The sequence below is a fragment of the Nocardioides sp. P4_G4 genome (genome assembly GCF_056401085.1).
Genome location: NZ_JBFUKA010000064.1, coordinates 1 through 26,898, shown reverse-complemented (window position 1 = coordinate 26,898; position 26,898 = coordinate 1). Strand labels below are relative to the sequence as shown.

24 protein-coding genes and 1 other RNA gene are annotated in these 26,898 nt (G+C 72.4%); 12 read left to right on the top strand and 13 right to left on the bottom strand.

The features are described 5' to 3' along the window. Positions 1–956, top strand: a 956-nt coding sequence (locus AC1DQF_RS15285; RefSeq protein WP_477526075.1) for a hypothetical protein, incomplete at its 5' end; no start/stop codon positions are given. A gap of 1,225 nt (positions 957–2,181) precedes the next feature. Here AC1DQF_RS15285 and rnpB read toward each other — a convergent pair. The 5 genes from rnpB to map form a co-directional block, all read right to left on the bottom strand. Beyond that, positions 2,182–2,542: RNase P RNA component class A (gene rnpB, locus AC1DQF_RS15280), an RNA gene on the bottom strand. Positions 2,543–2,576: 34 nt separating this feature from the next. Next, positions 2,577–3,416 carry a transglutaminase family protein gene (locus AC1DQF_RS15275; protein ID WP_477526074.1) on the bottom strand — a complete coding sequence of 280 codons (840 nt, stop codon included), beginning with the start codon at positions 3,414–3,416 and terminating at the stop codon, positions 2,577–2,579. After that, positions 3,416–4,345 (bottom strand): alpha-E domain-containing protein, encoded by a 930-nt coding sequence (locus AC1DQF_RS15270; protein ID WP_477526073.1) that lies wholly within the window; start codon positions 4,343–4,345, stop codon positions 3,416–3,418. Before AC1DQF_RS15270 ends, AC1DQF_RS15275 begins: the two co-directional genes overlap by 1 nt. Next, on the bottom strand, positions 4,339–5,943 hold the full coding sequence (locus AC1DQF_RS15265; protein WP_477526072.1) for a circularly permuted type 2 ATP-grasp protein: 1,605 nt from the start codon (positions 5,941–5,943) through the stop codon (positions 4,339–4,341). Before AC1DQF_RS15265 ends, AC1DQF_RS15270 begins: the two co-directional genes overlap by 7 nt. Positions 5,944–5,999: 56 nt before the next feature. Continuing rightward, entirely contained in the window at positions 6,000–6,848 is an 849-nt protein-coding gene (gene map / locus AC1DQF_RS15260; protein WP_477526071.1) for a type I methionyl aminopeptidase, read from the bottom strand. A 24-nt stretch (positions 6,849–6,872) separates the two neighbouring features. On the opposite strand from map, the gene AC1DQF_RS15255 reads away from it, so the two are divergent. Next, positions 6,873–7,097: a hypothetical protein gene (locus tag AC1DQF_RS15255; RefSeq protein WP_477526070.1), complete on the top strand. Its 225-nt coding sequence runs from the start codon at positions 6,873–6,875 to the stop codon at positions 7,095–7,097. Positions 7,098–7,165: 68 nt separating this feature from the next. Continuing rightward, positions 7,166–7,393 carry a hypothetical protein gene (locus AC1DQF_RS15250; RefSeq protein WP_477526069.1) on the top strand — a complete coding sequence of 76 codons (228 nt, stop codon included), beginning with the start codon at positions 7,166–7,168 and terminating at the stop codon, positions 7,391–7,393. A gap of 3 nt (positions 7,394–7,396) precedes the next feature. On the opposite strand, the gene AC1DQF_RS15245 is transcribed toward AC1DQF_RS15250, so the two are convergent. The 8 genes from AC1DQF_RS15245 to AC1DQF_RS15210 all read right to left on the bottom strand — a co-directional run bounded on the left by AC1DQF_RS15245 (position 7,397) and on the right by AC1DQF_RS15210 (position 14,995). After that, on the bottom strand, positions 7,397–8,527 hold the full coding sequence (locus tag AC1DQF_RS15245) for a PQQ-dependent sugar dehydrogenase (protein WP_477526068.1): 1,131 nt from the start codon (positions 8,525–8,527) through the stop codon (positions 7,397–7,399). A 64-nt stretch (positions 8,528–8,591) separates the two neighbouring features. After that, complete coding sequence (locus AC1DQF_RS15240; RefSeq protein WP_477526067.1) at positions 8,592–9,794, bottom strand: PQQ-dependent sugar dehydrogenase; 1,203 nt, start codon at positions 9,792–9,794, stop codon at positions 8,592–8,594. A 50-nt stretch (positions 9,795–9,844) separates the two neighbouring features. Then, complete coding sequence (panB, locus tag AC1DQF_RS15235) at positions 9,845–10,693, bottom strand: 3-methyl-2-oxobutanoate hydroxymethyltransferase (RefSeq protein WP_477526066.1); 849 nt, start codon at positions 10,691–10,693, stop codon at positions 9,845–9,847. Positions 10,694–10,806: 113 nt separating this feature from the next. Then, positions 10,807–11,328, bottom strand: coding sequence for a hypothetical protein (locus tag AC1DQF_RS15230; RefSeq protein ID WP_477526065.1), 522 nt, complete (start codon positions 11,326–11,328; stop codon positions 10,807–10,809). A 41-nt stretch (positions 11,329–11,369) separates the two neighbouring features. Further along, complete coding sequence (locus tag AC1DQF_RS15225) at positions 11,370–13,208, bottom strand: alpha/beta hydrolase (RefSeq protein WP_477526064.1); 1,839 nt, start codon at positions 13,206–13,208, stop codon at positions 11,370–11,372. After that, positions 13,208–13,531, bottom strand: a complete 324-nt coding sequence (locus tag AC1DQF_RS15220; protein WP_477526063.1) for a hypothetical protein — start codon at positions 13,529–13,531, stop codon at positions 13,208–13,210. The genes AC1DQF_RS15225 and AC1DQF_RS15220 overlap by 1 nt, the downstream gene beginning before the upstream one ends. Next, complete coding sequence (locus AC1DQF_RS15215; RefSeq protein WP_477526062.1) at positions 13,528–14,049, bottom strand: hypothetical protein; 522 nt, start codon at positions 14,047–14,049, stop codon at positions 13,528–13,530. The genes AC1DQF_RS15220 and AC1DQF_RS15215 overlap by 4 nt, the downstream gene beginning before the upstream one ends. A 64-nt stretch (positions 14,050–14,113) precedes the next feature. Further along, positions 14,114–14,995, bottom strand: a complete 882-nt coding sequence (locus AC1DQF_RS15210) for a GNAT family N-acetyltransferase (protein WP_477526061.1) — start codon at positions 14,993–14,995, stop codon at positions 14,114–14,116. Between AC1DQF_RS15210 and AC1DQF_RS15205 the strand changes: the two genes are divergently transcribed. The 9 genes from AC1DQF_RS15205 to AC1DQF_RS15165 form a co-directional block, all read left to right on the top strand. Continuing rightward, positions 14,994–17,108 carry an NAD(+) synthase gene (locus AC1DQF_RS15205; protein WP_477526060.1) on the top strand — a complete coding sequence of 705 codons (2,115 nt, stop codon included), beginning with the start codon at positions 14,994–14,996 and terminating at the stop codon, positions 17,106–17,108. The two genes, AC1DQF_RS15210 and AC1DQF_RS15205, sit on opposite strands and share 2 nt — an antisense overlap. 90 nt (positions 17,109–17,198) lie before the next feature. Next, the gene (locus tag AC1DQF_RS15200) at positions 17,199–18,800 is read left to right on the top strand and encodes an alpha/beta fold hydrolase (protein WP_477526059.1); all 1,602 of its coding nucleotides are present in this window, start codon (positions 17,199–17,201) and stop codon (positions 18,798–18,800) included. An 86-nt stretch (positions 18,801–18,886) separates the two neighbouring features. Then, on the top strand, positions 18,887–19,516 hold the full coding sequence (locus AC1DQF_RS15195; protein ID WP_477526058.1) for a hypothetical protein: 630 nt from the start codon (positions 18,887–18,889) through the stop codon (positions 19,514–19,516). Positions 19,517–19,540: 24 nt separating this feature from the next. After that, positions 19,541–20,878 carry a glutamine synthetase family protein gene (locus AC1DQF_RS15190; protein ID WP_477526057.1) on the top strand — a complete coding sequence of 446 codons (1,338 nt, stop codon included), beginning with the start codon at positions 19,541–19,543 and terminating at the stop codon, positions 20,876–20,878. Between the two features lie 22 nt (positions 20,879–20,900). Further along, positions 20,901–21,791, top strand: coding sequence for a hypothetical protein (locus AC1DQF_RS15185; protein ID WP_477526056.1), 891 nt, complete (start codon positions 20,901–20,903; stop codon positions 21,789–21,791). Beyond that, entirely contained in the window at positions 21,788–22,501 is a 714-nt protein-coding gene (locus tag AC1DQF_RS15180) for a type 1 glutamine amidotransferase (protein WP_477526055.1), read from the top strand. Before AC1DQF_RS15185 ends, AC1DQF_RS15180 begins: the two co-directional genes overlap by 4 nt. After that, positions 22,498–25,461, top strand: a complete 2,964-nt coding sequence (locus AC1DQF_RS15175; RefSeq protein ID WP_477526054.1) for a bifunctional [glutamine synthetase] adenylyltransferase/[glutamine synthetase]-adenylyl-L-tyrosine phosphorylase — start codon at positions 22,498–22,500, stop codon at positions 25,459–25,461. Before AC1DQF_RS15180 ends, AC1DQF_RS15175 begins: the two co-directional genes overlap by 4 nt. Before the next feature lie 85 nt (positions 25,462–25,546). Then, entirely contained in the window at positions 25,547–26,185 is a 639-nt protein-coding gene (locus tag AC1DQF_RS15170; protein WP_477526053.1) for a SatD family protein, read from the top strand. Continuing rightward, positions 26,182–26,898, top strand: a 717-nt coding sequence (locus AC1DQF_RS15165; protein ID WP_477526052.1) for a hypothetical protein, incomplete at its 3' end; no start/stop codon positions are given. The genes AC1DQF_RS15170 and AC1DQF_RS15165, both read left to right, overlap by 4 nt.

The following is a 26,898-nucleotide window of genomic DNA, read 5'->3' as shown; positions in this document are numbered from 1 at the left end:
GCACCATGCTGGCCTACGCGTACCAGGTGCCGTCGCGGGTCGGCGACGGCGCCGTGGAGTCCGGCTCGGCGATCGTCGACCTGGTCTCGGGCGACGTACGACGGATCCCCGCTTTTGACGCGTTCCTTGGCTCGCCCGTCGCGGTGTCCACCCTCGGGTGGTCGGCGGACAGCTCGCAGCTGGCCTGGTGGGGACGCACGCTCCGGCCGACCTCCGACGCGGACAGCGAGGTCGGGACCCACGGCGCGATCGGATTGGTGGACGGTCGCACGGGCGACCAGTCGGCACTGAAGGGGGCCGGTCGCGGAGCGAGGACCGCTGCGGTCTCGGTCAACGACAGCGGGTGGTTGACGCTGGTGAGTGAGGACCGCGCCGAGGGGTGGGTGCTCGACCCAGGCTTCGGCGGTGGCGGCGGCTCGTCCGCCCCGTTGGCCCGTGACCTGCCGGGCGGCGACCCGGGCACGGCGGCCAGCCGTCAGCCCACCGGGGTCTTGACGGTGGTCGGAGCCACGAGCACCACCCGCGCCGTGCCCTTCGTGACCGAAAGAGGAGAGGTCGTCGACCGCCGTCTGGACCGCGAGCTCTACCCGACGGGCGTGGCGCAGGTGAGTCCGCTCGGGTGGGCCACCAACAACCTCGTGCTCGCCCAGGTCGACGGGCCTACCGGCAGCTACGTCGAGGGACGTCACCTCGCCCTACTCACCTCTCCGGACCAACCCCGGTCGGAGTGGACCTACCGCATTGTCATGCGCCAGGTCCCGGACGTCGCGGAGCTGAGCCTGGCCGTCGACCTCGTGCCCGACCTCGACGGCACGTCGTCCCAGCAGCTGACGCACGACTTCGGCGACGTCTTGACTCCCGATCACCGCGACATCTCCTGGCTGATCGGCCTCGGCGTGGCGGCAGCCATCGGCCTCCTGTGGGGCCTGCGGTGGCTGTGGCGCCGCCTGACGTAGACGGACCTCCTAGCAACAGCGACGCACCCAGGCAAATGCACTACCGAACATCGGCACGAGCGGACGCGCGAATCGCGACAGATGCGGATGCTCCATGAGGCCTGAAACCTCATGTCAGATCGCTATGCGCGCCTCTGCATCATCCAGATGAAGGCGAGTCCGGCAGCGAGGGCCGCGAGCGCTCCAAGGACGTAAGCCATCGATTGATCTCCTATCGCCGGGGGCAAGAGTCGCGAGGGGCTCCGACCTCTTAGCACGAGCGTAGCCGCCCCCACCGAGGCAGATTCGGATGTTCCTGGGCTGAGTGTCAGTCCCGCACGTCGTCCCAGTCTGCGAAGCGGTCCATACCCCCCGGCGCGGTCAGTCACAACCCACTCGCCCGGGCCGGGCGGGAGATCGTCCTTTGGGCGCCAAGACTGCTCGAAGGTAATCCTGCCTCAGGTCGTGTGTGAGCTCCCCGAGCTCGATTCGCCACCGCTCTTGCGGATACGCATGATCAGGAGGACGGCCAAGGCGCCGAGAACGAGGCACACGAGGAGGATGACGAGCAGGCCGAGGGCCATGATCGCCACAGGAGCCGCTCCACTCAGCAACGGGGAGAAGGCAGCCTCGCGAAGGCCCTCGGCACCTTGGTGAAGTTGCCTACGGAGAGCGTCACTGCATCTCCTGGGAAAGCGTTCGCTGGCGTGGGTGCCAGCCAAGTCGCCAGCGATACAGCAACGCTGGTGGTGGAGACCGGGAGGCCGCCGGCCAAGAAGACCACCAGCAAGACCACCAGGAAGACCACCAGGAAGGGGATCAGCCGTGGCGAACGTCGCTGAGCGCTGGCACGTCGTCAAGGACGGTGTCAAGACCCACACCGACCGGTACGGCCGCGGTTGACGCTGGCAGGCCGTCTGGCTCGCATCGGACAGCAGCCGTGAGCTCACCAAGGCGTTCGCCGCCAAGGTCGACGCGCAGCGCTGGCTCGACGAAGTGACCGGCATGTACGTGGACCCGAAGGCCGACAAGGAGACTGTGCGGGCCTACGCCGAGCTGTGGCGTCCAACCAAGTCCACCGGCCCAGTACAGCCGGACTCTATTACGCCCACCTGTGGCCCGACAGCGACGACCGGAGCCGCGAGGCCGTCGATGCCGTTCCCGGGAGCTTTCACGGACCAGCCACGGACCGAGGCGCCAAATCTGCGTGACGGATGCCGCAAACCCGCAGGTCAGGGGCCTGTGGCGAATGGGCTGGCCTGTAGGCCGGGTTCTGTCCGCCCGAAGGCGGGGCGACCATCCATCTAGGAGAGCCGTTGCCGACTCCCTCGAGCGATCTACCCGTGTGCTCGGGCGGGCCGCCCTCGGTCACACACTGCTCGATCTTGCTCCGGGTGGGGTTTACCTAGCCGCTCCGGTCACCCGGAGCGCTGGTGGTCTCTTGCACCACCGTTTCACCCTTGCCGCTCCCCGTGGGGAGAGGCGGTCTGTTCTCTGTGGCACTGTCCCGCGGGTTGCCCCGGATGGCTGTTGGCCATCACCCTGCCCTGTGGAGCCCGGACCTTCCTCGGTCCCCGTGAGGGGAACGCGGTCGCCCGGCCAGCCCATTCGCTGGGTCGAGCATGACAGAGCGGGGCGGGCTCAGGCCAGTCGGGTGACGGCGACCTCGACGAACACCGACGACGTGCCGGCCCCGTGGAAGAGGCCGTGCAGCGGTCGGACGTCGAGGTAGTCGCGACCCGTGGCCACCACGACCCAACGGTCACCCGGCTCGAGGTCGTTGGTCGGGTCGAATCCCTGCCAGCCGTCGTCCCACCACTCGACCCAGGCGTGCGACTCGCCCTGGACCGTCTCGCCCACGGCGGCATCGGCCCGGGGGTGGAGGTAGCCGGAGACGTACCGGGTCGGGACGCCGATGCTGCGCAGCGCGCCGATGACGAGGTGGGCCATGTCCTGGCACACCCCCGAGCGCTGGGCCCACGCCTCGGCCGCCGGGGTGGCGACGTCGGTGGTGCCGGGGATGTAGGCCACCTGCCGGTGGACGTGGTCGCACACCGTACGGGCCGCCTCGCCCGGGGTCGCGCTCGCGTCGGCGATCTCGCGGGCGGCATGGGCGACGTCCTGGGGCGGGGCGACGAGACCCGGGAGCTCGAGGTACTCCGTCCACCGGTCGGTCAGCTCGGGGTCGGCGATCTCCTCCCAGGACAGGACCGGACCCGGTGAGGGCGCGCGCTCGGTGTGCACGGTCGACGTCGCGGTGATCGTCATCGAGTCGTGCGGGTCGAGGACCTCGAACGAGGTCACCTCGTTGCCGAAGTAGTCGCGGTAGCTCGCCGACCACGGCGTCGGGCTCACCACCAGGCGGTTGTGCACCACGATCTGGCCGGGTGCGGTGAGTGGCGTCATCCGCGCCTGGTTGTACGACGCGAGCGCCTTGCCGTCGTACTCGAAGCCGGTCGTGTGGATGATCCGGAGCTGCATCAGACCCGCCCTCCTTGCCAGTTGGTGCCCTCGGACCCGGCGAAGAACCGCCGGGTCACCGCCTCGGTGGCCAGCGCACAGGTGCGCTGGAGCTTCTCCATCTCACCCGGCAGGTCGGCCACGACGTCGCTCAACGAGCGGTACTCCAGGTCGGCTCGCGTGCGGCCGATGAGCCGCATCGCGTCGTTCTGGACCCCGGCACGGCCGCCGGCGTCGAGGTGGTCGAGGCACTGCTCGGCGCGATTGAGGGAGAAGACGACCGAGCGCGGAAAGAGCCGGTCGAGCAACAGGAACTCGGCGGCCCCGCGCTCGGTCTCCGCGCCCTTGTAGGTGCGCAGGAACGCCTCGTAGCCACCGCAGGCACGCAGCGTGTTGGTCCACGGCGAGCCGATGCCCCCGGCGTACGCCGCCGTGGCGACGAGGCGGGAGGTCATGTCGGCCCGCTCGAGGCAGCGGCCCAGCATGAGGAACTGCCAGCCCTCATCGCGCGTCATGGTGGCGTCGGCGGCGCCGTTGATGAGGGCGGCGCGGTCGCGCACCCAGCGGAAACCGGTGGCCGGCCCGGCCGCACGGAACTGGCCCGTCACGACGCTGCGGTGGGTGGTGTTGAGGGCCTCCCACATGGCCACCGACAAGGTCTCGCGGGCGCGCCGCGCACTCTCGCGGGCGGCGGCGAGGACCGCGGCCACGGAGGCGGGGGCGCTGCTGTCGTAGGCGAGCTGCTCGAGCACCAGCCGGGTGTCGACGCGGGCGTCGGGGTCGAACTCGACGCCCATGATGGCCAGCAGGTTGCGGCAGGTGGTCTCCTCCGACCCCGAGGTGTCCTCGAGCAGCAGCTGGGTCTGGACGTCGAGGATCCGCGCGGTGTCCTCGGCGCGCTCGACGTAGCGACCGATCCAGAACATCGACTCCGCGATGCGGCTCAGCATGCGTCCTCACCCGCCCCGTCCTGGTCGTGGTCGTGGTCGCGTGACTGTTGTTGCTGCTCCTGCTGCGCGGCGGCCCCGGTGAGGTCGGTGATGGCCGGCCCGCTGCTGGGCGGCTCGGCCGGGGTGGCCTCGACCACGACCTCCTCGCGGACCGGCGCGACCGTGGGGCCGGCCAGCACCCAGGTGTCCTTGGAGCCGCCCCCGCGCGAGGAGTTGACGATGAGCTCGCCCTCCGGGAGCGCGACCCGGGTCAGTCCGCCGGGCAGCACCCACACCTTGGACCCGTCGTTGACGGCGAAGGGGCGCAGGTCGACGTGCCGCGGGCCGAGCCTGCCGTCGACGAAGGTCGGGACCGTCGAGAGCTGGACGACCGGCTGAGCGATCCAGTTGCGCGGCTCGGCCATCACCTTGTCGCGCAGCACGTCGAGCTCGGCACGGGACGCGGCCGGGCCGATGACGATGCCCTTGCCGCCGGAGCCGTCGACCGGCTTGACGACGAGCTCGTCGAGGCGGTCCATCACCTCCTCGCGGGCGTCCGCGTCACCGAGGCGCCACGTGTCGACGTTGCGCAGCACCGGCTCCTCGTCGAGGTAGTAGCGGATGAGCTCCGGGACGTAGGTGTAGACGAGCTTGTCGTCGGCCACCCCGTTGCCGACCGCGTTGGCCAGCACGACCTGTCCCGAGCGGGCCGCATCGATGAGGCCGGGGCAGCCGAGCAGGGAGTCGCCTCGGAAGTGCACCGGGTCGAGGAACTCGTCGTCGACGCGGCGGTAGATCACGTGCACGGGCTCGGGTCCGCGGGTGGTGCGCATCATCACGCGCCCCCGGCGGCACTCGAGGTCGCGGCCCTCCACCAGCTCGACGCCCATGGTGCGGGCCAGCAGTGCGTGCTCGAAGTACGCGCCGTTGAAGACTCCCGGCGTGAGGACCACGACCGTCGGGTCGGCGACGCCGGCCGGGGCCGCTGCACGCAGGGCAGCCAGCAGCCGCTGCGGGTAGCCGGCGACCGGGCGGATCCGGTGGTGGGCGAAGGTCTCCGGGAGCGCCGAGGCGATGGCGCGTCGGTTGGTCATCACGTAGGAGACCCCGGACGGCACGCGGACGTTGTCCTCGAGGACGCGGAACTCGCCGTCGTTGTCCCGGATCAGGTCGATGCCGCTGACGTGGACCCGGACCCCGTTGGGCGGGCGGACGCTCGCGGCGGCGCGGTGGAAGTGCGACGACGTGGCGATGACGCGGCGGGGGATGACCCGGTCGGTGAAGACCTGCCCGGCGTCGTACACGTCGGCGAGAAACGCCTCGAGGGCGCGCACCCGTTGCTGGACGCCGCGCTCGATGGTCGACCAGGAGTCCTGCTCGATCACTCGCGGCAGGATGTCGAGCGGGAAGGCCCGCTCCTCGCCGCCGATGTCGAACGTCACGCCCTGGTCGAGGTAGCTGGCCTGCAGCGCCTCCACCCGGGTCGCGAGCTCGGCCATCGTCATGGTGTCGAGCGTCGAACGGAACTGCTCGTACGCCGGTCGCATGGTGGCGGCGTCGAACATCTCGTCGTACGCCGGTCCGCTCCCGCCGGGGTAGCCGTGGAACATCGAGTCCATGGCGAGCCACCCTAGGGGTACGCGTGTTACGGCCGCGTCAACTCCGGCTGCGTGGACTACGGGAGGGTCAGGACCTCGGCGCCGGACGGCGTGACCAGCAGTGTGTGCTCGAACTGGGCGCTGCGGCGGCGGTCGCGGGTCACCGCGGTCCACCCGTCGTCCCACATCTCCCACTCGTGGGTGCCCAGGTTGAGCATCGGCTCGATGGTGAACGTCATGCCGACCCGCATCTCGTCGTCGAAGCGCGGGTCGTCGTAGTGCGGCACGACCAGGCCGCTGTGGAAGGAGGTGCCGATGCCGTGGCCGGTGAACTCGCGGACCACGCCGTAGCCGAAGCGCTTGGCGTAGGCCTCGATGACGCGGCCGATGACGTTGATGCGACGGCCTGGCTGAACCGCCCGGATCGCGCGGTCCAGGGCCTCGCGGGTGTGCTCGACGAGCCTCCGCGACTCCTCGTCGACGTCGCCGGCGAGGAAGGTCGCGTTGGTGTCGCCGTGCACGCCGCCGACGAAGGCGGTGATGTCGATGTTGACGATGTCGCCGTCCTCGACCACGCGGGCGTCGGGGATGCCGTGGCAGACGACCTCGTTGACGCTGGAGCACAGCGACTTGGGGAAGCCGCGGTAGCCGAGGGTCGACGGGTAGGCGCCGTGGTCGCACAGGAACTCGTGGCCGATCCGGTCGAGCTCGTCGGTCGTGACACCCGGGACGACGTGCCGGCCCACGAGCTCGCGGGCCTGCGCCGCCAACCGGCACGCGACCCGCATCCGCTCGATCGTCTCGGCGTCCTTGACCTCGCTGCCCTCGAACGGCGTGGGCGCCGGTCGGTCGACGTACTCCGGACGGGGGATGGAGGCGGGCACGGCACGACGCGGCGAGATCGCCGCAGGAGCTAGGGATGGCACGAGGGCGAGTGTAGTTTCTCGAGCATGAGCGACTCGGAGTACTGGTACTGCCTGAAGCACAAGACGGTCGAGGGCCACGACGGCTGCAAGAACGCGGACCGGCTCGGCCCCTACGCCTCCGCCGCGGAGGCCGGCCGGGCGCTGGAGAAGGTCGAGGAGCGCAACGAGGAGTGGGACAACGATCCCCAGTGGAACGAGGACGGTCCCGGCTCGGGTGACGGCCTCACCGACGGCACCCCCGACAACTGAGTGAGCGGGCACTGACCGGGCCGACGCCCGTCCGCCGCGAGGCCGCCTCTCCCTGGGCGTTCGCCGGGATGATCGGGCTCGCGGCGGTCTTCTTCCTGATCGCGACCACCCCCACGGTGGTCGACGCCCCGTGGTGGGTGACCGGCCTGCTGCTGGTCGCCTGGACGGGCGCGCTGGTGCAGGGTTGTCGCTGGTTCGTACGCCGGCCGCGCGCCGTCCTCGTCCTGCCCGTGCTGCTCGCGGTGACGTGGTTCGCCGTCGTGCTGGCCGGCGCCCGGTGGCTCGACTGGGCCTGATGCTCAGCGCGGGGAGACGCGCAGGACGTGGTCGATGCCTCCGTTGGAGGTGGTGACGAGCAGGTCGCCGTTGGACGCAGGAGTCACCGACCGCAGCCGCCCGAACCGCGTCGTGGGTGTCGGGGTTTCGACCCCGAGCAGGTGGCCGGTCCGGTCGAAGGTCATGAACAGCAGGCGGCTCGCCTTGAGCGCGGCGACCGCCAGGGTGCCGTCGAGGGCGCCCCACTGCTCGCCGCTCACCCAGGCCGCCCCCGAGGTGGCGAGCGTCGGAGCACCCGATGACCAGCGGGCGTCGATCTGCGGGCCGGGAAGGGTGTGGTCGGTCATGGGGTAGCTGTCGTTGTACTCCCCACGGGGGTCCCAGCCGTAGTCCCCGCCGGATCGCTGCAGGTTGACCTCGTCGTCGCGGTACGTGCCGTGCTCGACCGACCAGACCGAGCCGTCCTCGCGCTGGGCCAGGCCCTGCACGTTGCGGTGGCCGAACGAGAAGACGTACGCCCGGTTGCCGCCGTCGGCGTACCACGGGTTCGTGGGCCAGGGTGCTCCGGTGGAGCGGTCCAGGCGCAGCACCTTGCCGCCGAGGGTGTCGATGTCGTGGGCGTTGCCGACGATCCGACCGTCACCCGTCCCGACCCACAGCGCGCCGTCGCGCCGGTCGATCAACAGGCGGCAGCCCCCGTGCCCTCCGTCGAGAGCGGGAATGCCGGCGAGCAGCGTCTGGGGGTGACGGGCCTTGCCTCGGACCAGCTTCCAGGCGACGACCCGGACCTCGTGCCCGATGTCGGTGGTGGCCCCCTGGCAGGTGTAGATGCGCCGGTTGCTCGCGAAGTCGGGATCCACCGCGAGCGACATGAGGCCGGTCTCGGCGGCGACCCAGACGTCGTCGCTGGGGAACTCGATGCGGCGGTGCCGGCCCTGCGCCAGCAGGTGCAGCATCGCGCGGTTGCGCTCGGTGACCAGCAGCGCTCCGGACGGCAGCTGCTGCACGTCCCACGGGAACCGGAAGCCGTGGTCGAGCCGACGTACCCGCAGCAGGGGCAGCGCATCCGGATCCTCCGCCCGCGCGGTCCCGGGGCCGGCGAGCGCGGTGACGGCCAGAGCCACGAGGACGGCGATCAGGCGAGCGCGACGCATGCGCCGACCCTAGGCGTCGGCCCCGCCGCGGGAGGGAGGCCACGCTGACGTGGGGGCGCGTCGGTCAGCGCGGTGAGACGCGCAGCACCCGGTCGTCGGCGCCGTTGCTGGTCGTGACCAGGAGGTCCCCGGCGGCGAGCCGCGTCACCGAGCGCAGCCGCCCGAAGCGCTGGAGGGCCTGGGGTGTCCAGGTCCGCTGCAGGACGAGGTCGTCTTCGAAGCCCAGGAACAGCACCTCCTCGCCCTTGAGTGCGGCGACGGCGAGGGTGCCGGCGTAGGCACCCCAGTCGCGACCCTCCACCCACGCGGCGCCGGAGGTGGCGATCGTCGGATCACCCGAGCTCCAGATCGCCTCGGTCTGCTTGCCGGGGAGCGCCTGGTCGGTCATCGGGACGCTCTCGTCGTAGCCGGGACCGGGGTTCCAGCCGAAGTCGGCGCCGGGGGACAGGGGGTTGACCTCGTCGTCGCGGTAGGAGCCGTGCTCCACGCTGACCACGGAGCCGTCGGAGGGGCGTTGGGCGAGGCCCTGCACGTTGCGGTGTCCGGAGGTGAGGACCAGCCGCTGCCTGCGGTCGGCCGCGTCGGCGTACGGGTTGTCCGGCATCGCCCGGCCGGTCCGCCGCTGCACCCGCAGGACCTTGCCGCCGAGCGAGGCGAGGTCACGCGGGTTGGCGGGGTCGGCGGCGTCGCCGGTGCCGATGTACAGCGCCCGGGAGCCGGCGTCGAGCAGCAGGCGGCAACCCCCGTGTCGCCCGCTCGTGCTCGGCAGTCCGGTCACCACGTGGCGCACCAGGCTGGCCCGACGGGCGTCGTCGCTCAACCTCCAGAGGGAGACGCGGACGTCGTGCCCGTCGCTGGTCTGCCACCCCTGACAGGTCCAGAAGCGACGGGTGCGCTCAAAGGCGGGGTCGACGGCGAGCGACATGAGCCCGGTCTCGCCGCTGACCCAGACCTTGTCGCTGGGGAAGCGGACCGTACGTCGGTGGCCCTTGCGCACGACGCTGAGCCGGGCCCGGTCGCGCTCGGTGACCAGGAGCCGGCCGCCGCCGAGGGGCTGCACGTCCCAGGGGTTGACCAGCCCGTCGACCACGGTCCGCACCCGCAGCGCGGGTGCCCCGACCCGGGGCTCGGGCGCATCCACCAGGACCGACGTGAGGCTGCCCGCGGCCTCGTTGGCCCGCGCGGACGCGACCGGGGCGAGGCCCGCGAGGGCGAGGACGGCCGGAAGCATGAGGACGGCGGCCCGGTCGCGGCGTCGGGAGGTCATGGCGCCGACGCTACGCGGCGGGCATGGCGGCGAGACCCTGTGCCGGATCCTCAGAACGTGTGCTCGGGTCCGGGGAAGGTCCCGCCGCGCACGTCGTCGGCGTAGGCGCGCGCCGCGTCGAGCAGCACGCTGTGGACATCGGCGTACTGCTTCACGAAACGGGCCATCCGACCGGTCCGCAGGCCGAAGGCGTCCTGCCAGACGAGGACCTGGCCGTCGCAACCGCTGCCCGCCCCGATGCCGATGGTCGGGATGAGGAGCTCCTTGCTCACCTGCTCGGCGACGTCGCCGGGCACCATCTCCATGACCACGGCGAAGGCGCCGGCCTCCTGCACCGCGCGGGCGTCGGCGAGGACCCGGTCGGCGGTCTCGCCGCGGCCCTGCACGCGGTAGCCCCCGAGGGTGTGCTCGCTCTGCGGGGTGAAGCCGATGTGGGCCATGACCGGGATGCCGCCCCGCGTGCACCGCTCGATGACGGGGGCCATCTCGGCGCCGCCCTCGAGCTTGACGGCGTGYGCGCCCGCCTCCTTCATGAAGCGGACCGCGGTGAGGTAGCCCTGCTCGGGGCTGGCCTGGTAGCTGCCGAAGGGCAGGTCGCCGACGACCATCGCGCGGCTGACGCTGCGGGCCACGGCGCGGGTGAGGGGGAGGAGCTCGTCGACGGTCACGGGCAGAGAGGTCTCGTTGCCGTAGACGTTGTTGGACGCGGAGTCACCGACGAGCAGCAGGTCGATGCCGGCCTCGTCGAAGGTCGCCGCGGTGTACATGTCGTAGGCCGTGAGCATGGTGATCTTCTCGCCGCGCTCCTTCATCTCCCTCAGGTGATGGGTGCGGACCTTCTTGACCGGGGCCGCCGCCTGCGGGGCTCCGGTGCCGTACGGCGCCGTCTCGTCGCTCATGGTGCTCTCCTCATGACATCTCGCAGCTCCCCGATGGAGTCCACGGACCACCACTCAGGCTAGTGCGGCCCGGTGCCGGTGGCGCTGTGGCGACCGTCACGCCGGTCGGTCCGTCAGCCGACGTAGGCCAGGTAGTCCTCCGGCGGTGCGCTCTCGGCGAAGTCGTCGCCGTCACTGATGCCGCTGGCACCCATCCTGACGTTGAGCCCCGACCCCTGCTTCTCGTCGGTGAGGAGCGAGGCCTCGACGATGACGGACACGTTGCCCTTGGTCCCGGTGACGCGCTTCTGGGCGTCGTCGGTCACGACTGAGTAGTCGTGCTCCTCGAGCACCTCCCCGACACCGGTGAGCGACTGCGTCATGGTGCCCGACGGCTGGACCAGGGTGCCGCTGGCGGTGTAGTCCCAGATGCCGAACCCACCACGCTCGGAGAAGGCGGCCTGCATGCCGTCGAGACGCCCGCCGAGCCGGTCGACGAGGTCGGGCAGCACGGCCTCGGCCTCGGCGTCCATCTCGGCCTTGACCGCCTGGGCGTCGGGAGAGTCGCCGGAACCACCAGCGTCTCCGGAGCCGGCGTCGGAGGAGCACGCCGACACCAGCAGGAGGACGGCCAGCCCGAGAACGATGCGCGTCATGACGGTCACCCTAGGCATCACGGCCCCTGTCGCCGTTGGCCTCACGGCCACATGCCCTTGAAGTCGTCGACCCGGTCGCCGACCCAGTCCTTGCCGCCGTTGTAGGCGTCCTCGATCTCCTGGCGGCCCTCCTCGATCTCCTTCTCCACCTGGTGAACCACCTCGTCCTTGCCCCAGGAGAGCGCCATGTCGTTGGCGTCCTGGGTGCGGCCCCCGGTGACCTCCGGCTCGTCGCCCCGGACGATGGCCGCGAGGTTGTCGAGCGACTGCTGGTTGGTCTCGGGGTTGAAGTAGGACGTGTGGTTCTCGACGCCCTGGCCGAGGCTGTCGGCGTGGAACTCCTCGCCCGGTGCCACCGGGAAGACGGTGGCCCCGAAGTCGGCCTGGGCAGGGTCCTTGCCCATCCCGAGGTCGCCGTCGCGTCCGAGCCAGGTGACGAAGTCGTTGTCGGCGGCGCCGACATACACCTTGCCCTCGGGCATGCCGAGGTCGCCGACGCTGTTGACGTCGTCGCCACCGGCCCCCGGGCTGCCGATGAGGGTGAGCGAGTCGGCATCGAGGCCGTGGTCGTGTGCGCCGTGCGCCGCGGTCGTCGAGCCGTAGCTGTGGCCGATCACGGAGAGGTGGGAGCGGTCGCCCTCGTCGGTGGCGCGCAGGCCGTCGACGAAGTCGGCCAGGCCCGCCCCTCCCTCGATGGCCTTGTCCTCGCGGACGACGCTGCCCATGTCGAGCCCGTCCCCGGGCCAGTCGAGGGCGTTCTCCGGGTTCCAGCTGGGGGCGTCGTAGCCCATCCACGCGATGGTGGCGGCGGACTCGCCGTTCCGGATGGCCTGCTGGTAGAGCGTGTAGGCGTCCTTGGCGTTGCCGGGGATCGTGGTGCCGTCGTTGGTGATGCCCGGGACGATGACGGCCGTGTTGTCGGCGGTGTCCGGGTCGCCGTAGCCGACCGCCACCGCACCGTCGCCGCCGAAGGCGCCCGGCCGGTAGACGATCAGGTTGACGTCGACGTCCGCCCGGCCTTCGGCCGCAGGGATGCCGAGCGACTCCTGGGCGGCCTCGGCCCGATCGAGCAGCCGCTGCTCGGCGTCGCTGAGGTCCTCGCCGGCGTCCTGCTTGGCGTTGAGGCGGTCGAGGTCGCGGTCCAGCGACGTGCGATTGGCCTCGTCGCGGTCGCCGGTCGGGATGCCGTTGGTGTTGCCGACGAGGTCGGGGTCGCTGATCCTCAGCGCCTCCTGCTCGGCGCGGGTGAGCCCCTTCCACCACTCGTTGATCGAGTCCGCGTCGCCGCCGAGGGCGGTGAGCTCGCTGCGCAGGGCACCGATGTCGGTCGTGTCGCGGTCGGCGGCGTCGGCCCCCTCGCCAGTGGTGTCGACGGCCTGGAACGCGGCGACCATCCGGTCCTCGGCGTCGGTGACGTCCTCCCAGAACCCGACGATGTCCTCGACGAGCCGGTCGCCCCGGCCCTGGAGCGCGTCGGACTCGGCCTCGAGGGCTGCGACGTCGTCGGTCGTGGAGCTCTCGATCCTGGTCCGCAGCGCGTCGATGTCCTGGTTGAGACGGGTGCGCCGGGACTCCAGCCGGGTGCGTGCGGCGGTGAGCTCCACGATCCGGTCGACGTAGGTGTCGCAGGCGGCGGCCACGCGGGTGAACGCCGCCGTGGCCGCAGACGTGTCCCGGGCGTAGCCGGTCATCGCGTGGTCGGCCGCCTCGGCGGCGTCGCCGGTCCAGTCGTCGGGAGCGCCGTGCGCGGTCATCCACTCGGCGACGTCCGACATCGTCGTGCCGGTCGAGCGCAGGCCCGTGGTCACGGCCGACGCGGCGGCGGTGGCGTCCATCTCGGCGATCTCCGCGACGTGCGCGGGCACCGTGATCGTCGTCATCAGGGGCCGACCGTCGGCGAGACGTTGCGGTCGGTCCACGACATCAGCTTCTGGCTGCGCTCAACGACGTCCTGGTCGGACTGCTGGAAGAGGAGCGAGGCGTCCCGGAGGGCGTCGGCGTGGTTGCCGGCAGCGTCCTCGAGGCGCTTGATCTCCGTCATCCAGGCGTCGATGAACGCCTGGGCGGCGGGCTGGACCCGGGCGCCGAGGAGGGACGCGTCGACCTCCCCGAGGGACTTGCGACCACCGCGCACGACCTCGCCCTGGTCCTCCCACGAGGTGGCCGAACGGGTCAGGGCCTCCAGGTAGACGTAGAGGCTCATGCGTCCACCCCGTGCCGGGACCGGAGCTCGGCGAGCAGCTCGGCCGGGACGTGCAGCGGGTCGCTGGTGATCGTGACGGACACCGCGTCCTCGGTGGCCTCGGCGACGAGCTCGAAGGGGCCGGCGAGCCCGCGCACCCGGGGACTCCCGTCGGCGGCGGGTCGGGGCTCCCAGCCGAGGTGGACGAGCGTGTTGGCCAGCCGGCGCAGCAGGGGGACGGGGCCCTCCTCGTCCAGGTCGCCGTACGCCGCGGAGGTGACCCAGCGACGAACGTCCGGGTGGTCCTGGCTCCACCAGTAGTCCGCCCGCGCGGTGGGCTCGCGCCCGAGTCGCTCGCCGAGGGTCGCCAGCACCTTGTCGGCGTGCTGCATGCGGGCCTGGCACTGGGCGGCCGTGGCCGCCGGCTCGTCGAGGGGCTGCACCGGGGGCAGCAGGACGATGTCGACGTCGGGATGCCGCTCGCGCAGCTCACGCATCATCGGGTCCACCAGGGCGGGGTCGGGAGGGAGCGAGGCCATGACCCCCTTGTTCCGCGGGCCACGTCGGCTCAAACCCCCGGCCCCGGAGCTGTGGACGGCGCCGTCAGGACAGCGGCAGCGCGCGCGACACGGTGATGCTGGTCGTGCGGGTGGTGTAGCCGAGCCGGGCGTTGAGGCTGCGCATGGCCCCGTTGCCGGTCTGGGTCCAGGTGTAGACCTCGTCGAGGCCGTGGGCCGCCGCCCACTCCAGGGTGCGGAGCTTGAGGTGGACGGCGAGGCCGCGGCCGCGCCAGTCGCCGCGTACGGCGGTCAGGGCGTTCTCGGCGCGGGTGGGCCGGTCGGTGTCGAGGAGGAGCCCGGCACAGCCGACCACCTCACCTTCGTGGAGCGCGAGGAACATCGGGTCGCCCAGCCAGGCGGTGGCCCACCGCTCGGGAGTGACCTCGAGCGGGGTGTCGACGGCGAACCCGGCGAGTGCCTCCCTCCCGAACGTCTCGAAGGACTGCTCCCACAGGCCCGGTCGCTCGGCGCCCAGGACGACCTCCACGCCGGGCGGGGGCGGAGGGGGTGCGGGCTCGTCGTCGACCGCGCGCACCTGCTCGACCTCCCGGTCCACCTCGGCGAAGCCGAACCGCTGCGCGAACACGAGCGACTCCTCGTCGTCGACCTTGGCGCGGACGGTGGGCAGGCCGAGGTCGGTGCAGTGCTCGGCCAGGGCCGCGAGGATCGCGGTGCCGACGCCGCGACGGCGGTGGTCCGGGTGCACGCGCGGCGCGGCGAAGGCCGCGTCGGTCGAGTCGGCCCGGCCGGCCAGGCCGGAGCCCGTCACAGTGCCGCCGTCGCGGGCTACGAGCAGCAGGCGGTCGGGGGAGTCCTGGGCGCGGAGCTCCTCGATGGTGCTGCACCGCTCGTACGGCAGCACGGCGATCCGGACCGAGCGCCAGTCCTCGTAGTCGGCGTCGGTGACGCAGGGCGAGAGCTCCATGCCGGAAACGCTAGGAGGGGCGTCAACCGGATTGGTGGGGGTGGCCGACCCTAGAGTGAGGCGCGTGGACTTCTACTCCGCCTACGCCCAGGGCTTCGCGCGGGTCGCGGCCATCACCGTGCCGGTCGCCATCGCGGATCCGGCGGCCAACGCCGAGCGGGTCATCGAGGAGGCGCGGCGGGCGCACGAGGAGCACGTGGCCGTGGCCGTGTTCCCCGAGCTGGGGCTGAGCGGGTACTCCATCGACGACCTGTTCCTCCAGGACGTCCTGCTGGACGGCGTACGACGCGCGATCGACGCCATCGTCTCGGCCAGTGTCGACCTGCTGCCGGTCCTCGTGGTGGGGGCCCCGCTCGCGCGCGGCAACCGGGTCTACAACTGCGCCGTGGTCATCCACCGCGGCGAGGTCCTCGGGGTCGCGCCCAAGTCCTACCTGCCCAACTACCGCGAGTTCTACGAGCGGCGGTGGTTCGCACCCGGCGACGACACCCACGGCGAGTACATCGAGGTCAACGACGACGAGGTGCCGTTCGGGCCCGACCTCATCTTCCGTGCCACCGACCTGACCGGCCTCGACCTGCACGTGGAGATCTGCGAGGACATGTGGGTCCCGGTCCCGCCGAGCGCGGAGGCGGCGCTCGCCGGGGCCACCGTGCTGGCCAACCTCAGCGGCAGCCCCATCACCGTGGGTCGCGCCGAGGACCGCCGGCTCCTGGTGCGCAGCGCGAGCGCGCGCTGCTCGGCGGCGTACGTCTTCGCGGCCGCGGGCCAGGGTGAGTCGACCACCGACCTCAGCTGGGACGGCCAGACGATGGTCTACGAGTGCGGCGACCTGTTGGCCGAGGGGGAGCGGTTCCCCGCGAGCGCGGTGCACACCGTCGCGGACGTCGACCTCGACCGGCTGCGCCAGGAACGGCTGCGGCAGGGCAGCTTCGACGACAACCGGCGGGGGGCGGGGGAGACGGAGTTCCGGGTCGTCGAGTTCGACCTCGAGCCGCCCACCGGCGACATCGGGCTGCGGCGCAAGGTCGACCGCTTCCCCTTCGTGCCCGACGACCCCGAGCGGCTCGCGCTCGACTGCTACGAGGCCTACAACATCCAGGTGTCCGGCCTCGAGCGCCGGATCACGGCCATCGGTGCACCCAAGGCGGTCATCGGCGTCAGCGGCGGCCTCGACTCCACCCACGCGCTGATCGTCGCCGCCAAGGCGATGGACCGCCTCGGCCGCCCGCGCACCGACATCCACGCCTTCACGATGCCGGGCTTCGCGACCGGCGCGACCACCAAGTCGTACGCCACCCGGCTCAGCAACGCGCTCGGAGTGACGTTCGAGGAGATCGACATCCGGCCGGCGGCCGAGCAGATGCTCGAGGACCTCGGCCACCCCTACGCCGACGGCGAGAAGGTCTACGACGTCACCTTCGAGAACGTCCAGGCCGGGCTGCGCTACGACTACCTCTTCCGGCTCGCCAACCACCGCGGCGGCATCGTCGTGGGCACCGGCGACCTCAGCGAGCTCGCGCTCGGCTGGTGCACCTACGGCGTCGGCGACCAGATGTCGCACTACACGGTCAACGCGGGCGTGCCCAAGACGCTCGTGCAGCACCTGATCCGCTGGGTCATCTCGCACGGCGAGTTCGACGAGGACACCAACCAGGTGCTCGGCGAGATCCTCGAGCAGGAGATCACCCCCGAGCTGATCCCGGTCGAGGACGGCAAGAAGCCGCAGGCCACCGAGGACTCGGTCGGGCCCTACAACCTCCAGGACTTCACGCTCTTCCACGTCGTACGCCGTGGCTACCGCCCCAGCAGGATCGCCTTCCTGGCCTGGCACGCCTGGCGCGACGCGGAGGCGGGGGAGTGGCCGCCCGGCTTCCCCGCGGACGCGCACGTCGCCTACGACCTGGCGACGGTGCGGCACTGGCTCGAGGTGTTCGTGAAGCGCTTCTTCGCCAACCAGTTCAAGCGATCCGCCCTGCCCAACGGACCCAAGGTCAGCTCGGGCGGGACGATGAGCCCGCGCGGGGACTGGCGGATGCCGAGCGACGCCAGCGCCGCGGCCTGGCTCACCGAGCTGGCCCGCGTCCCCGACGGCCGCACGCTGCCCGAATAGCCCCCACATCGACGATGCACGACGCCGCGTCCCGCTGGGACGATGCGAGCGACGCCACTGCGTCGCTCGAGCACTGGGGGGACCATGTCCATGCGCATCCTCGTCACCGGCGCCACGCTCGCGCTGGGTGCCGCACTGCTCGGTGTCCCTGTCGCGACGGCCGCACCGGGCACCGACGTCCCGACGGCGCACACCGTCACGGCGGCACCAGCCTTCGCGGCCCGGCCCATCGACTGGGGGCGGTGCAAGGACAGCTTCCTCCGCAAGGCCGGTGCGCGCTGCGGCATGCTCACCGTCCCACTGGACCACGCGGACCCGACGGGGCCGACCATCGAGCTGGCGGTCTCGCGGGTGAAGCACCGCGGCCCCACGGACCGGGGCGTGCTGTTCACCAACCCGGGCGGCCCGGGGGGCAGCGGCACCTATCTGGCCGGCTACGGCCAGTTCGTCCCCGGCACGGTCGCCCGCACCTACGACTGGATCGGCGTGGACCCGCGAGGCGTCGGTGAGAGCAGGCCGGCCCTCACCTGCGACCGGCGGATCAACAAGATCGGCACCCGACCGCCGTACGACCCGACGACCGACGCGATCCTCGACGCCTGGGTGACCCGCAGTGAGGCGTACGCCGCCGCGTGCGGCTCCTCGGCCGCGGCAGCCCTGCTGCCGCACCTGAGGACGACCGACGTCGTCGCCGACTTCGAGGTGCTGCGCGAGGCCCTCGGCGTCGACCGGGTCAGCTTCTACGGCTTCTCGTACGGCACCTACATCGCGCAGGTCTACGCGACGCTGCACCCCGACCGCCTCGACAAGCTCGTGCTCGACGGGGTGGTCGACCCGCGCGACGTGTGGTACGCCGCCAACCAGGCCCAGAACGTCGCCTTCGAGAGGTCGATGAGGGGCTTCTGGCGCTGGGCCGCGCGCGGTCATGCCGACCTGCGCCTCGGGCGGACCGCTGCCGCCGTGGAGCGGACCTACTACCGCGTGCTGCGCCGCCTGGCCCGCAGGCCCATCGACGAGGTCGGGGCCGCGGAGCTCTCCGACGTGGCACTGGGGGCGGGCTACGCGACCTTCCTCTGGCCCGAGGTCGCCGACGCGCTGTCGGAGATCGTCACCCACGGCACCGCCCACCTCGCCCGCAGGTCCTACCTGTCCTTCAACCCGACGACCCCGGGGAGCGACAACTCCTACGCCACCTACCTCGCGACGGTGTGCACCGAAGCGCCCTGGCCGACGGACCTGGCCGTGCTGCTCGGCGACAACGAGCGACAGGACCGCCGGCACCCGTTCCTCACCTGGCCCAACGGCTGGTTCAACGCGCCGTGCCGCACGTGGCCGGCCCCCCAGGCCCCCGCCCCGTTCGAGGTGGCCACCTCGACCAGGTCGGCGCTGCTCATCAACGAGACCTTCGACGGCGCCACCCCGATCGACGGCGCCTACGAGGTGCGACGTCGCTTCACCGGGGCGGTGCTCCTCGAGGGCGTGCGCGGCACCACCCACGCCGGCAGCCTCAGCGGCGTCGGGTGCGTGGACGATCGGATCGCCGCCTACCTGGCCACCGGAGCGCTGCCACGACGCCGGTCGGGGGACCGCGCCGACGTGCGCTGCCCGCCCGTCCCCGCCCCGCCGGTCAGCGGGTCCGAGACGCACGCGAGGACCGCCGTCAACGCCCGTCCGGTGGGCCCGCTCGGCTAGCGCTGCCGGGTGGTGCGACCACCGTCGCAACCAACCGACGTCGGCGTGCGTCTTCCGTTCGACCACCCCGGACGACAGGACTCGCCATGACCGTACGACGCCCCCTCACCCTCGCCCTCGCGCTCGCCACCACCGGCCTGGTGGCCGGACTCGCGGCTCCCGGCTCCGCGGCCACCGCGGCCCCCGGTGCGGGCGCTGGAGCCTTCGGGGCGCAGGCACCGAAGCGCACGGCGCTGACCTTCGAGGTCGACGGCTGCGAGGGCTGCACCGTCCAGCTCGTCCACGCGCTCGACGCCGAGGCTCCCGCCGTCCCGAAGGTGTGGGTCTCCCGGGCCCGCACGGTCGAGGGCGGCTCGGTGACCTTCCGGCCGCTGGCGCGGCGTACGCACGGGCTGTCGGCGACGGTCGTCGCGCCGTGGGAGGGGCACACCGGCTACGTCACGAACGTCGCGTTCCGCTACGCCGGGGAGTCGGTGGGCGACGAGGTCACCCTCGAGCAGGCGGTCACCGAGCAGAGGGCCTCGGCCTGCTGGGACGGGACCCGGCGGCGCAGCCTCACCCTGCCGCTGGTGGTCGAGGAGGTCGAGGTCCAGGGGGTGAAGGAGCCGGTCGCGGGCAGCATCGCCTACGTGTCGACCACGCAGCCGTGGCTGCGCCCGATGCGGCAGGCCTGGGACGGCGTGCTCGGCTCGCAGGACGTGAACATCTGCGGCTGAGGGGGATGCGACATAGTTGCCCGCATGGGCAAGCAAGAAGACTTCGTACTCCGCGCTCTCGAGGAGCGTGACGTCCGGTTCGTGCGGCTGTGGTTCACCGACGTGCTCGGCTTCCTCAAGTCCGTGTCGGTCGCGCCGGCCGAGCTCGAGGGCGCCTTCGACGAGGGCATCGGCTTCGACGGCTCGGCCATCGAGGGCTTCGCCCGCGTCTACGAGGCCGACATGCTGGCCAAGCCGGACGCGTCGACGTTCCAGATCCTGCCGTGGCGCGGTGAGACCCCGTCGACGGGGCGGATGTTCTGCGACATCGTGATGCCCGACGGCAGCCCGTCGTACGCCGACCCGCGGCACGTCCTCAAGCGCACGCTGAGCATCGCCGCCGACAAGGGCTTCACGTTCTACACGCACCCCGAGATCGAGTTCTACCTCTTCAAGGACTCCCCGGTCGCCGGGGCCGACCCGATCCCGGTCGACCGCAGCGGCTACTTCGACCACACCGCGCAGTCGCGCGGCTCGGACTTCCGGCGCGAGGCCATCTCGATGCTCGAGGCGATGGGCATCTCGGTTGAGTTCAGCCACCACGAGGGCGGCCCGGGCCAGCAGGAGATCGACCTGCGCTACGCAGACGCGCTCAGCACGGCCGACAACATCATGACCTTCCGCACCGTGGTGCGGGAGGTGGCGCTGAGCCAGGGCATCTGGGCCTCCTTCATGCCCAAGCCCTTCACCACCCACCCCGGCTCGGGGATGCACACGCACGTGAGCCTCTTCGAGGGTGACCGCAACGCCTTCTTCGAGGCCGGCGCGGAGTACCAGCTCTCCCGCACCGGGCGGCAGTTCATCGCCGGCATCCTGCGCCACGCCAGCGAGATCAGCTGCGTCACCAACCAGTGGGTCAACTCCTACAAGCGGCTGCTCGGTGGCGGCGAAGCGCCGTCGTACATCTGCTGGGGCCACAACAACCGCTCCGCGATGATCCGGGTGCCGATGTACAAGCCCAACAAGGGGCAGTCGACGCGCGTCGAGCTGCGCACCATCGACGCCGCCAGCAACCCCTACCTCGCCTTCGCGGTGATCCTCGCCGCCGGCATGAAGGGCATCGAGGAGGGCTACGAGCTGCCCCGCGAGGCCGAGGACGACGTCTGGTCGCTCACCGAGCGCGAGCGCCGGGCGCTCGGCATCGCGCCGCTGCCCAAGAACCTGGCCGAGGCGATCAGCATCGCCGAGGACTCCGAGCTGCTCGCCGAGACGCTGGGCGAGCACGTCTACGACTTCTTCCTGCGCAACAAGCGCGCGGAGTGGGACGAGTACCGCACCCAGGTCTCCGCGTACGAGCGGGACATGATGCTGCCGGTGCTCTGAGCACCCCGATGACGAGGCCGAGATGACCAGGCTTCGCGACTGGCTCGCGTGGGCGGCGGTCTGGACGCTGCTCGTGCAGGCGCCGATGTGGATCGCGGTGGCGGCCGAGTCGGTGCGCGAGCGCGCCGACCCGACGCTCGGTGCCGAGCCCGTCGCGGGCTGGGTGCCGGTGCTGGCCTACGTGCTGGCGGTGGCGGTCCCGGCGTCGCTGCTGGTCGCCGTGCTCGGCGCGGGCTTCGTCCGCCCCCGCCGCACGGGGCTCGTGTCCGGCGGGCTCGCACTCCTGGTCGCCGCGGTCGCGTGGAGCGGCTTCCCCGACCACGAACCGGCGGAGTGGTACGTCGGGCTGAGCGCGCTGGCCGGCGCCTGCGCGCTCGTGGCGGCGGGACTGCCCCGGGTCCCCGCGGGGACCGCGGACCCCCCACCGTCGCGCCGGGTGGCCGTCGTCGTGGGTGTCGGCCTGGCGCTGTCCGGAGCCTTCCTGGCCTGGACCTCCTGGCGGGGCGGCTCCTACTGGCAGTGGCAGGGCGCGTCCGCGCAGGTCTACCGGGTCGGCCTGGTCGTCGGGGTCGCCGAGGTGCTGCTCGGTCTCGCCGCTCCGTGGTGGATCGGTCTCCGCGTCCGGGCGCTGGGCCTCGTCGCGGCGGTGGTCGCCGCCGCCCTCGGCCTCACCTGGCTCGCCGCCGGTGTCGGCGTCCTGGAGTCCTCCGCCGTGCTCTACCGCTGGGAGGAGGACGAGCGCGCCTGGGTCCTGGCCACGCCGCTCCTCCTCGCCGGCGTCGGGCTGCTCGCGACCGCCTGGGCGCTCACCCGCCGACGCGGTGACCTGGCGGGCCTGTCGCTGACCGCGGCGACCGTCGTCGGCCTGTTGGCCACGTGGCAGGAGTCCACGTGGGGGAGGGTGATGTCGTGAACCCGCGCATCCTCGTCATCGAGCACCAGGCCTCCTGCCCGCCCGCCCTCGTCGGGGTGTGGCTGGAGGAGACCGGGGCCGTGCTGGAGGTGTGCCGGCCGTGGGCCGGCGACGTCCTGCCCGCGCTGGCGTCGTACGACGCGCTGCTGGTGCTCGGCGGTGAGATGGGCGCCAACGACGACGCCACCGTGCCGTGGTTGAGGCCTCTCAAGGAGCTGGTGCGCGAGGCGGCCACGGTCGGGCTGCCCACCCTCGGCATCTGCCTGGGCCACCAGGTCATCGCGGTCGCCCTCGGCGGCGAGGTGCGACCCAACCCGCTCGGCCAGGCCGTCGGCGTCCTGGCCACCGGCTGGACCGACGCCCGCGGCGACGACCCGCTCACCGCGCACCTCACCGGGGCCCGGGGCATCCAGTGGAACAACGACGTCGTCACCCGGGCTCCCGAGGGGATGGTCGCGCTCGCCGAGTCGGCGGCCGGCGAGCTGCAGGTGGCGCGCTTCGCCCCGAGCGTGTGGGGCGTGCAGCTGCACCCCGAGGCCGACGGGCACATCGTGCTGGCCTGGGCCGAGAGCGACCGCGCCGACCACCTCGAGCGAGGGCTCGACCAGGAGGCCGTGCTGGCCGAGGTCGACGAGGCGCGCGACGAGCTCGACGCCGCGTGGCGACCCCTCGCGCACCGCTTCGCGGAGCTGGCGGGGGCGCGCCGATGACCACCGCCGGACAGCTGGTCCGCCTCGGCTTCCAGGACGGTCCGGTCGCCCTGGCCGGCATCGCCCGGCTGGGCGATCCCGGCGTGAGCCTCACCGCGCACCTGGCCGCCTCGGCCGATCCCGACGCCGCGCTGGCCGGGCTGCTGCGCCTGGCCGACGAGGTCGAGGACCGCGAGGCGATGCTGGCCGAGGTGGCCGACGACGAGGGCACCGCGATGCGGCTCTGCGCGGTCCTGGGGGCCAGCGCGGCCCTCGCCACGCACCTCGCCCGGCACCCCGCCCACTGGCAGGAGCTCACCGACCCGACGCTCGGCACCACCCGGGCCGCGGCGTACGCCGTGCGGGAGGCCCTGCTGCGGGCCGTCGGGGCCGACCCGCACGACCCCGCCCCGGTCGCCGGTCTCCCGGACGCGGAGGCGGTCGACGCGCTGCGCGTCGAGTACCGCCGGATCCTGCTGCGCCTGGCCGCGCGCGACCTGGCCCACCACGTCGGTGTCGACGACGCGGCCGCCGAGATCGCCGACCTCGCCGCCGGGACGCTGGAGGCCGCCCTGGCGGTGGCCCGGGCACGGGTGGGCGAGAGTGCCGCGACGGCCCGTTTCGCCGTGGTCGCGATGGGAAAGTGCGGCGGCCACGAGCTCAACTACGTCTCCGACGTGGACGTGGTCTACGTCTTCGAGCCGAGCGAGGGCGCCGACGAGTCCCAGGCCCTGCGGGCGGCCACCCAGCTCGCCTCGCAGCTGATGCGGATCTGCTCGGACCACACCGCCGAGGGCACGATCTGGCCCGTCGACGCCAACCTGCGCCCCGAGGGCGCCTCCGGGCCGCTGGTCCGGACGCTGGCCAGCCACCGCGGCTACTACGAGAAGTGGGCCAAGACCTGGGAGTTCCAGGCGCTGCTCAAGGCCCGTCCGGTGGCCGGCGACCTGGCCCTGGGCGAGGAGTACGTCGAGATGATCGCGCCGATGGTGTGGTCGGCCGCCGAGCGCCCGGGCTTCGTCGCCGACGTCCAGGCCATGCGCCGACGGGTCGTCGACCACATCCCCGCCCGCGAGGCCGAGCGCCAGCTCAAGCTCGGCTCGGGTGGGCTGCGCGACGTCGAGTTCGCCGTCCAGCTGCTCCAGCTCGTGCACGGCCGGGCCGACCCGAGCCTGCGTGCCGGCGCCACCCTGAGCGCGCTGGACCAGCTGACTCGTGGGGGGTACGTCGGCCGCGAGGACGGCGAGTCCCTCCACGAGGCGTACTGCTTCCTGCGCACGCTCGAGCACCGCATCCAGCTCCACCAGCTGCGCCGGACCCACGTCGTGCCCGACGACGAGGCGGCGCTGCGCCGGTTGGGGCGCTCCGTGGGCCTCTACTCCGAGCCGGTCGCGCAGCTCGACAAGCAGTGGCGCTACCACCGTCGTGAGGTCCGTCGCCTGCACGAGAAGCTCTTCTACCGCCCGCTGCTCGCCGCGGTCGCCAAGCTCCCGGGCCAGGACGCCCGGTTGTCCCTGGACGCCGCGCAGGAGCGGCTGTCCGCGCTCGGCTACCTCGATCCGCGGGCTGCGCTGCGGCACCTCGAGGCCCTCACCACGGGGGTCTCGCGCACCTCCGACATCCAGCGCACGCTGCTGCCGGTGATGCTCGAGTGGTTCGCCGACTCCCCGGACCCCGACGCGGGGCTGTTCGGCTTCCGACGGATCAGCGACAGCCTCGGGACCTCGCCGTGGTACCTCAAGATGCTGCGCGACGAGGGTCAGGTCGCCCAGCGGCTGGCCGTCGTGCTCGGCACCTCCCGCTACGCCACCGACCTCCTCGAGCGCGAGCCGCAGGGCGTCCGGATGCTCGGGGAGGCGCTCGCCCCGCTCTCCGCCGAGGCGCTCACCTCCGAGATGCTGTCGCTGGCCGGCCGCCACGACCAGCCCGAGGCCGCGGTGCGTGCGGTGCGCGCCGTACGCCGTCGCGAGCTGTTCCGGATCGCCTGTGGCGAGCTGTTCGAGGAGATCGACGTCGCCGACGTCGGCAAGGGCCTGTCGCGGCTCACCGACGCGACCCTGGAGGCGACGCTGCGCGTGGCCATGGAGTCCGTGCGCGTGCAGCGGTCCCTCGAGGCGCAGCCGACCCGGATGGCGGTCGTCGCGATGGGCCGCTACGGCGGCTTCGAGCTGTCCTACGGCAGTGACGCCGACGTGATGTTCGTGCACGACCCGGTGCCCGGCGCCGAGGCGCAGGTCGCGGCGTCGTACGCCCAGGGCGTGGTGGGGGAGCTGCGGCGGCTGCTGTCGATGCCGGCGACCGACCCGCCGCTGGAGGTCGACGCCGACCTACGGCCCGAGGGCAGGCAGGGCCCGCTGGTGCGGACCCTCGAGTCGTACGCCGCGTACTACGCCAAGTGGTCGCACGTGTGGGAGTTCCAGGCGCTGCTGCGCGCCGACGCCGTCGTGGGCGACGAGAACCTGCGCGACCGCTTCACCGCGCTGATCGACCCGCTCCGCTTCCCCGAGGACGGCATCAGCGCGGACGACATCGTGGAGGTACGCCGCATCAAGGCCCGGGTGGACGACGAGCGGCTGCCGCGCGGTGCCGACCCGCACACCCACCTCAAGCTCGGCCGCGGCGGGCTCGCCGACGTCGAGTGGACCGTCCAGCTGCTCCAGATGCGCCACGCGGGGCAGGTCGACGGGCTGCGCACGCCGCAGACGCTGGAGGCCCTCGAGGCCGCGGTGGCGGCCGACCTCGTCGACGCCGACGACGCCGAGATGCTGGCCGCCTCCTGGCGGCTGGTCAGCCGGGTCCGCAACGCGGTCACCCTGGTGCGCGGCAAGCCCGCCGAGCAGCTCCCGCGGGACGCACGCGAGAAGGCGGCGGTCGCGGCCGTGCTCGGCTACGCGCCGGGGGAGTCCGACCTCATGCTCAACGACTACCTGCGCACCACTCGGCGGGCGCACGCCGTGGTGGAGAAGCTGTTCTGGGAGTGAGCGGGACGACGCCACGCGAAATGAAGAACAAGACTTCACTCATCGGTCAGTGAAGTGATATTCTTCTTTTCAGTGAGGTGAAGCCATGACAGCGACGACGCTCATCGGGGACCTGGTGGGATCGCGCTCGAGCGCGGACCGGCGCCGGCTGCACGCCACCTTCGCGGCGGTGCTCGACCGGGTCAACACCGAGCTGCGGCCCCCGACCCCGGTCCGCATGCAGGTCGGCGACGAGTACCAGGGCGTCTTCGCCAGCCTGGGCGACGCCCTGCACGCCTCCCTCGCCGTGCGCCTGGCCCTGCTGCCGGAGGCCGACGTGCGCCACGGGATCGGGCGCGGGCACATCGAGGTGCTGAGCGAGGAGCCGCGCGTCGAGGACGGTCCGGGCTGGTGGGCGGCACGCGCGGCCATCCGGCGCGTCGAGCAGGCACAGCGGCGGGCCGGGGAGCGGTCGTTGCGCACGGCGTACGTCGCGAGTCCCGATGCCGGCACCCCGACGGGCGAGGRGGCGGCCGTCAACGCCGCCCTCGTCCTGCGCGACCACCTGGTCGGCAGCCTGTCGCAGCGCTCGGTGTCGGTGCTGCGTGGTCTGYTCGACGGAGAGTCGCAGCGCGACCTCGCCGAGGACCTCGGGATCAGTCCCTCCGCGGTCTCCCAGCGGGTGCGCGCCGACGGCCTGGCGGCGATCCTCGCCGCCCACGACCTGACGAGGGAGATGCCATGAGCTGGATCGCCGTCCTGCTGATCGGCTGCGCGGTCGCCGACCTGACCCACTCCGTGCGGCCGGTCCGCATCGTCCCCGAGGCGACCGGTGCGCTCGTCGCGGTCCTGGTCGGGCTGCTGGCGGGGCTGACCGAGCCCCTCGACGTGCTCGCCCTGCTGGCCATCGCGGGGCTTGTCGTCGCGTGGGGCCAGACGGTGACGCACGGCTTCGCCCACCGGATCCCGGTCTGGGTGCCGCTGCTGGTCCTCGGCGGCGGGCTCGGGCTCGCGATCGCGGTCTCCGGGGCCGCGAGTCCCGCCGGCGGCGGGTGGGCGTCGTGGCTGGAGGGCAGCGGACTCCCCGGCCTCGCCGACCTGGACCCCGACCGCGCCCTGCTGCTCGTGGGGGCCTTCCTCGTCCAGCTGAGCACCGGCAACGTGATCGTCCGGCTCGTGCTCGCCGCGACCGGGACGGCCGACCCCGACGAGCACGGCTCGATCGAGGCCGACCCGTCCGCGGTGCGGCTCAAGGGTGGGCGCCTGCTCGGACCCATGGAGCGGGTCTTCATCCTGGCGCTGGCCCTCGCCGGTCAGATCACCGCCGCGTCCATCGTGGTCGCGGCCAAGGGGCTGCTGCGCTTCCCCGAGCTGTCCTCGCGCGGCGAGCAGGAGCGCATCCACCAGCTGACCGAGTACTTCCTCGTCGGCAGCTTCATCAGCTGGCTGGTCGCGCTG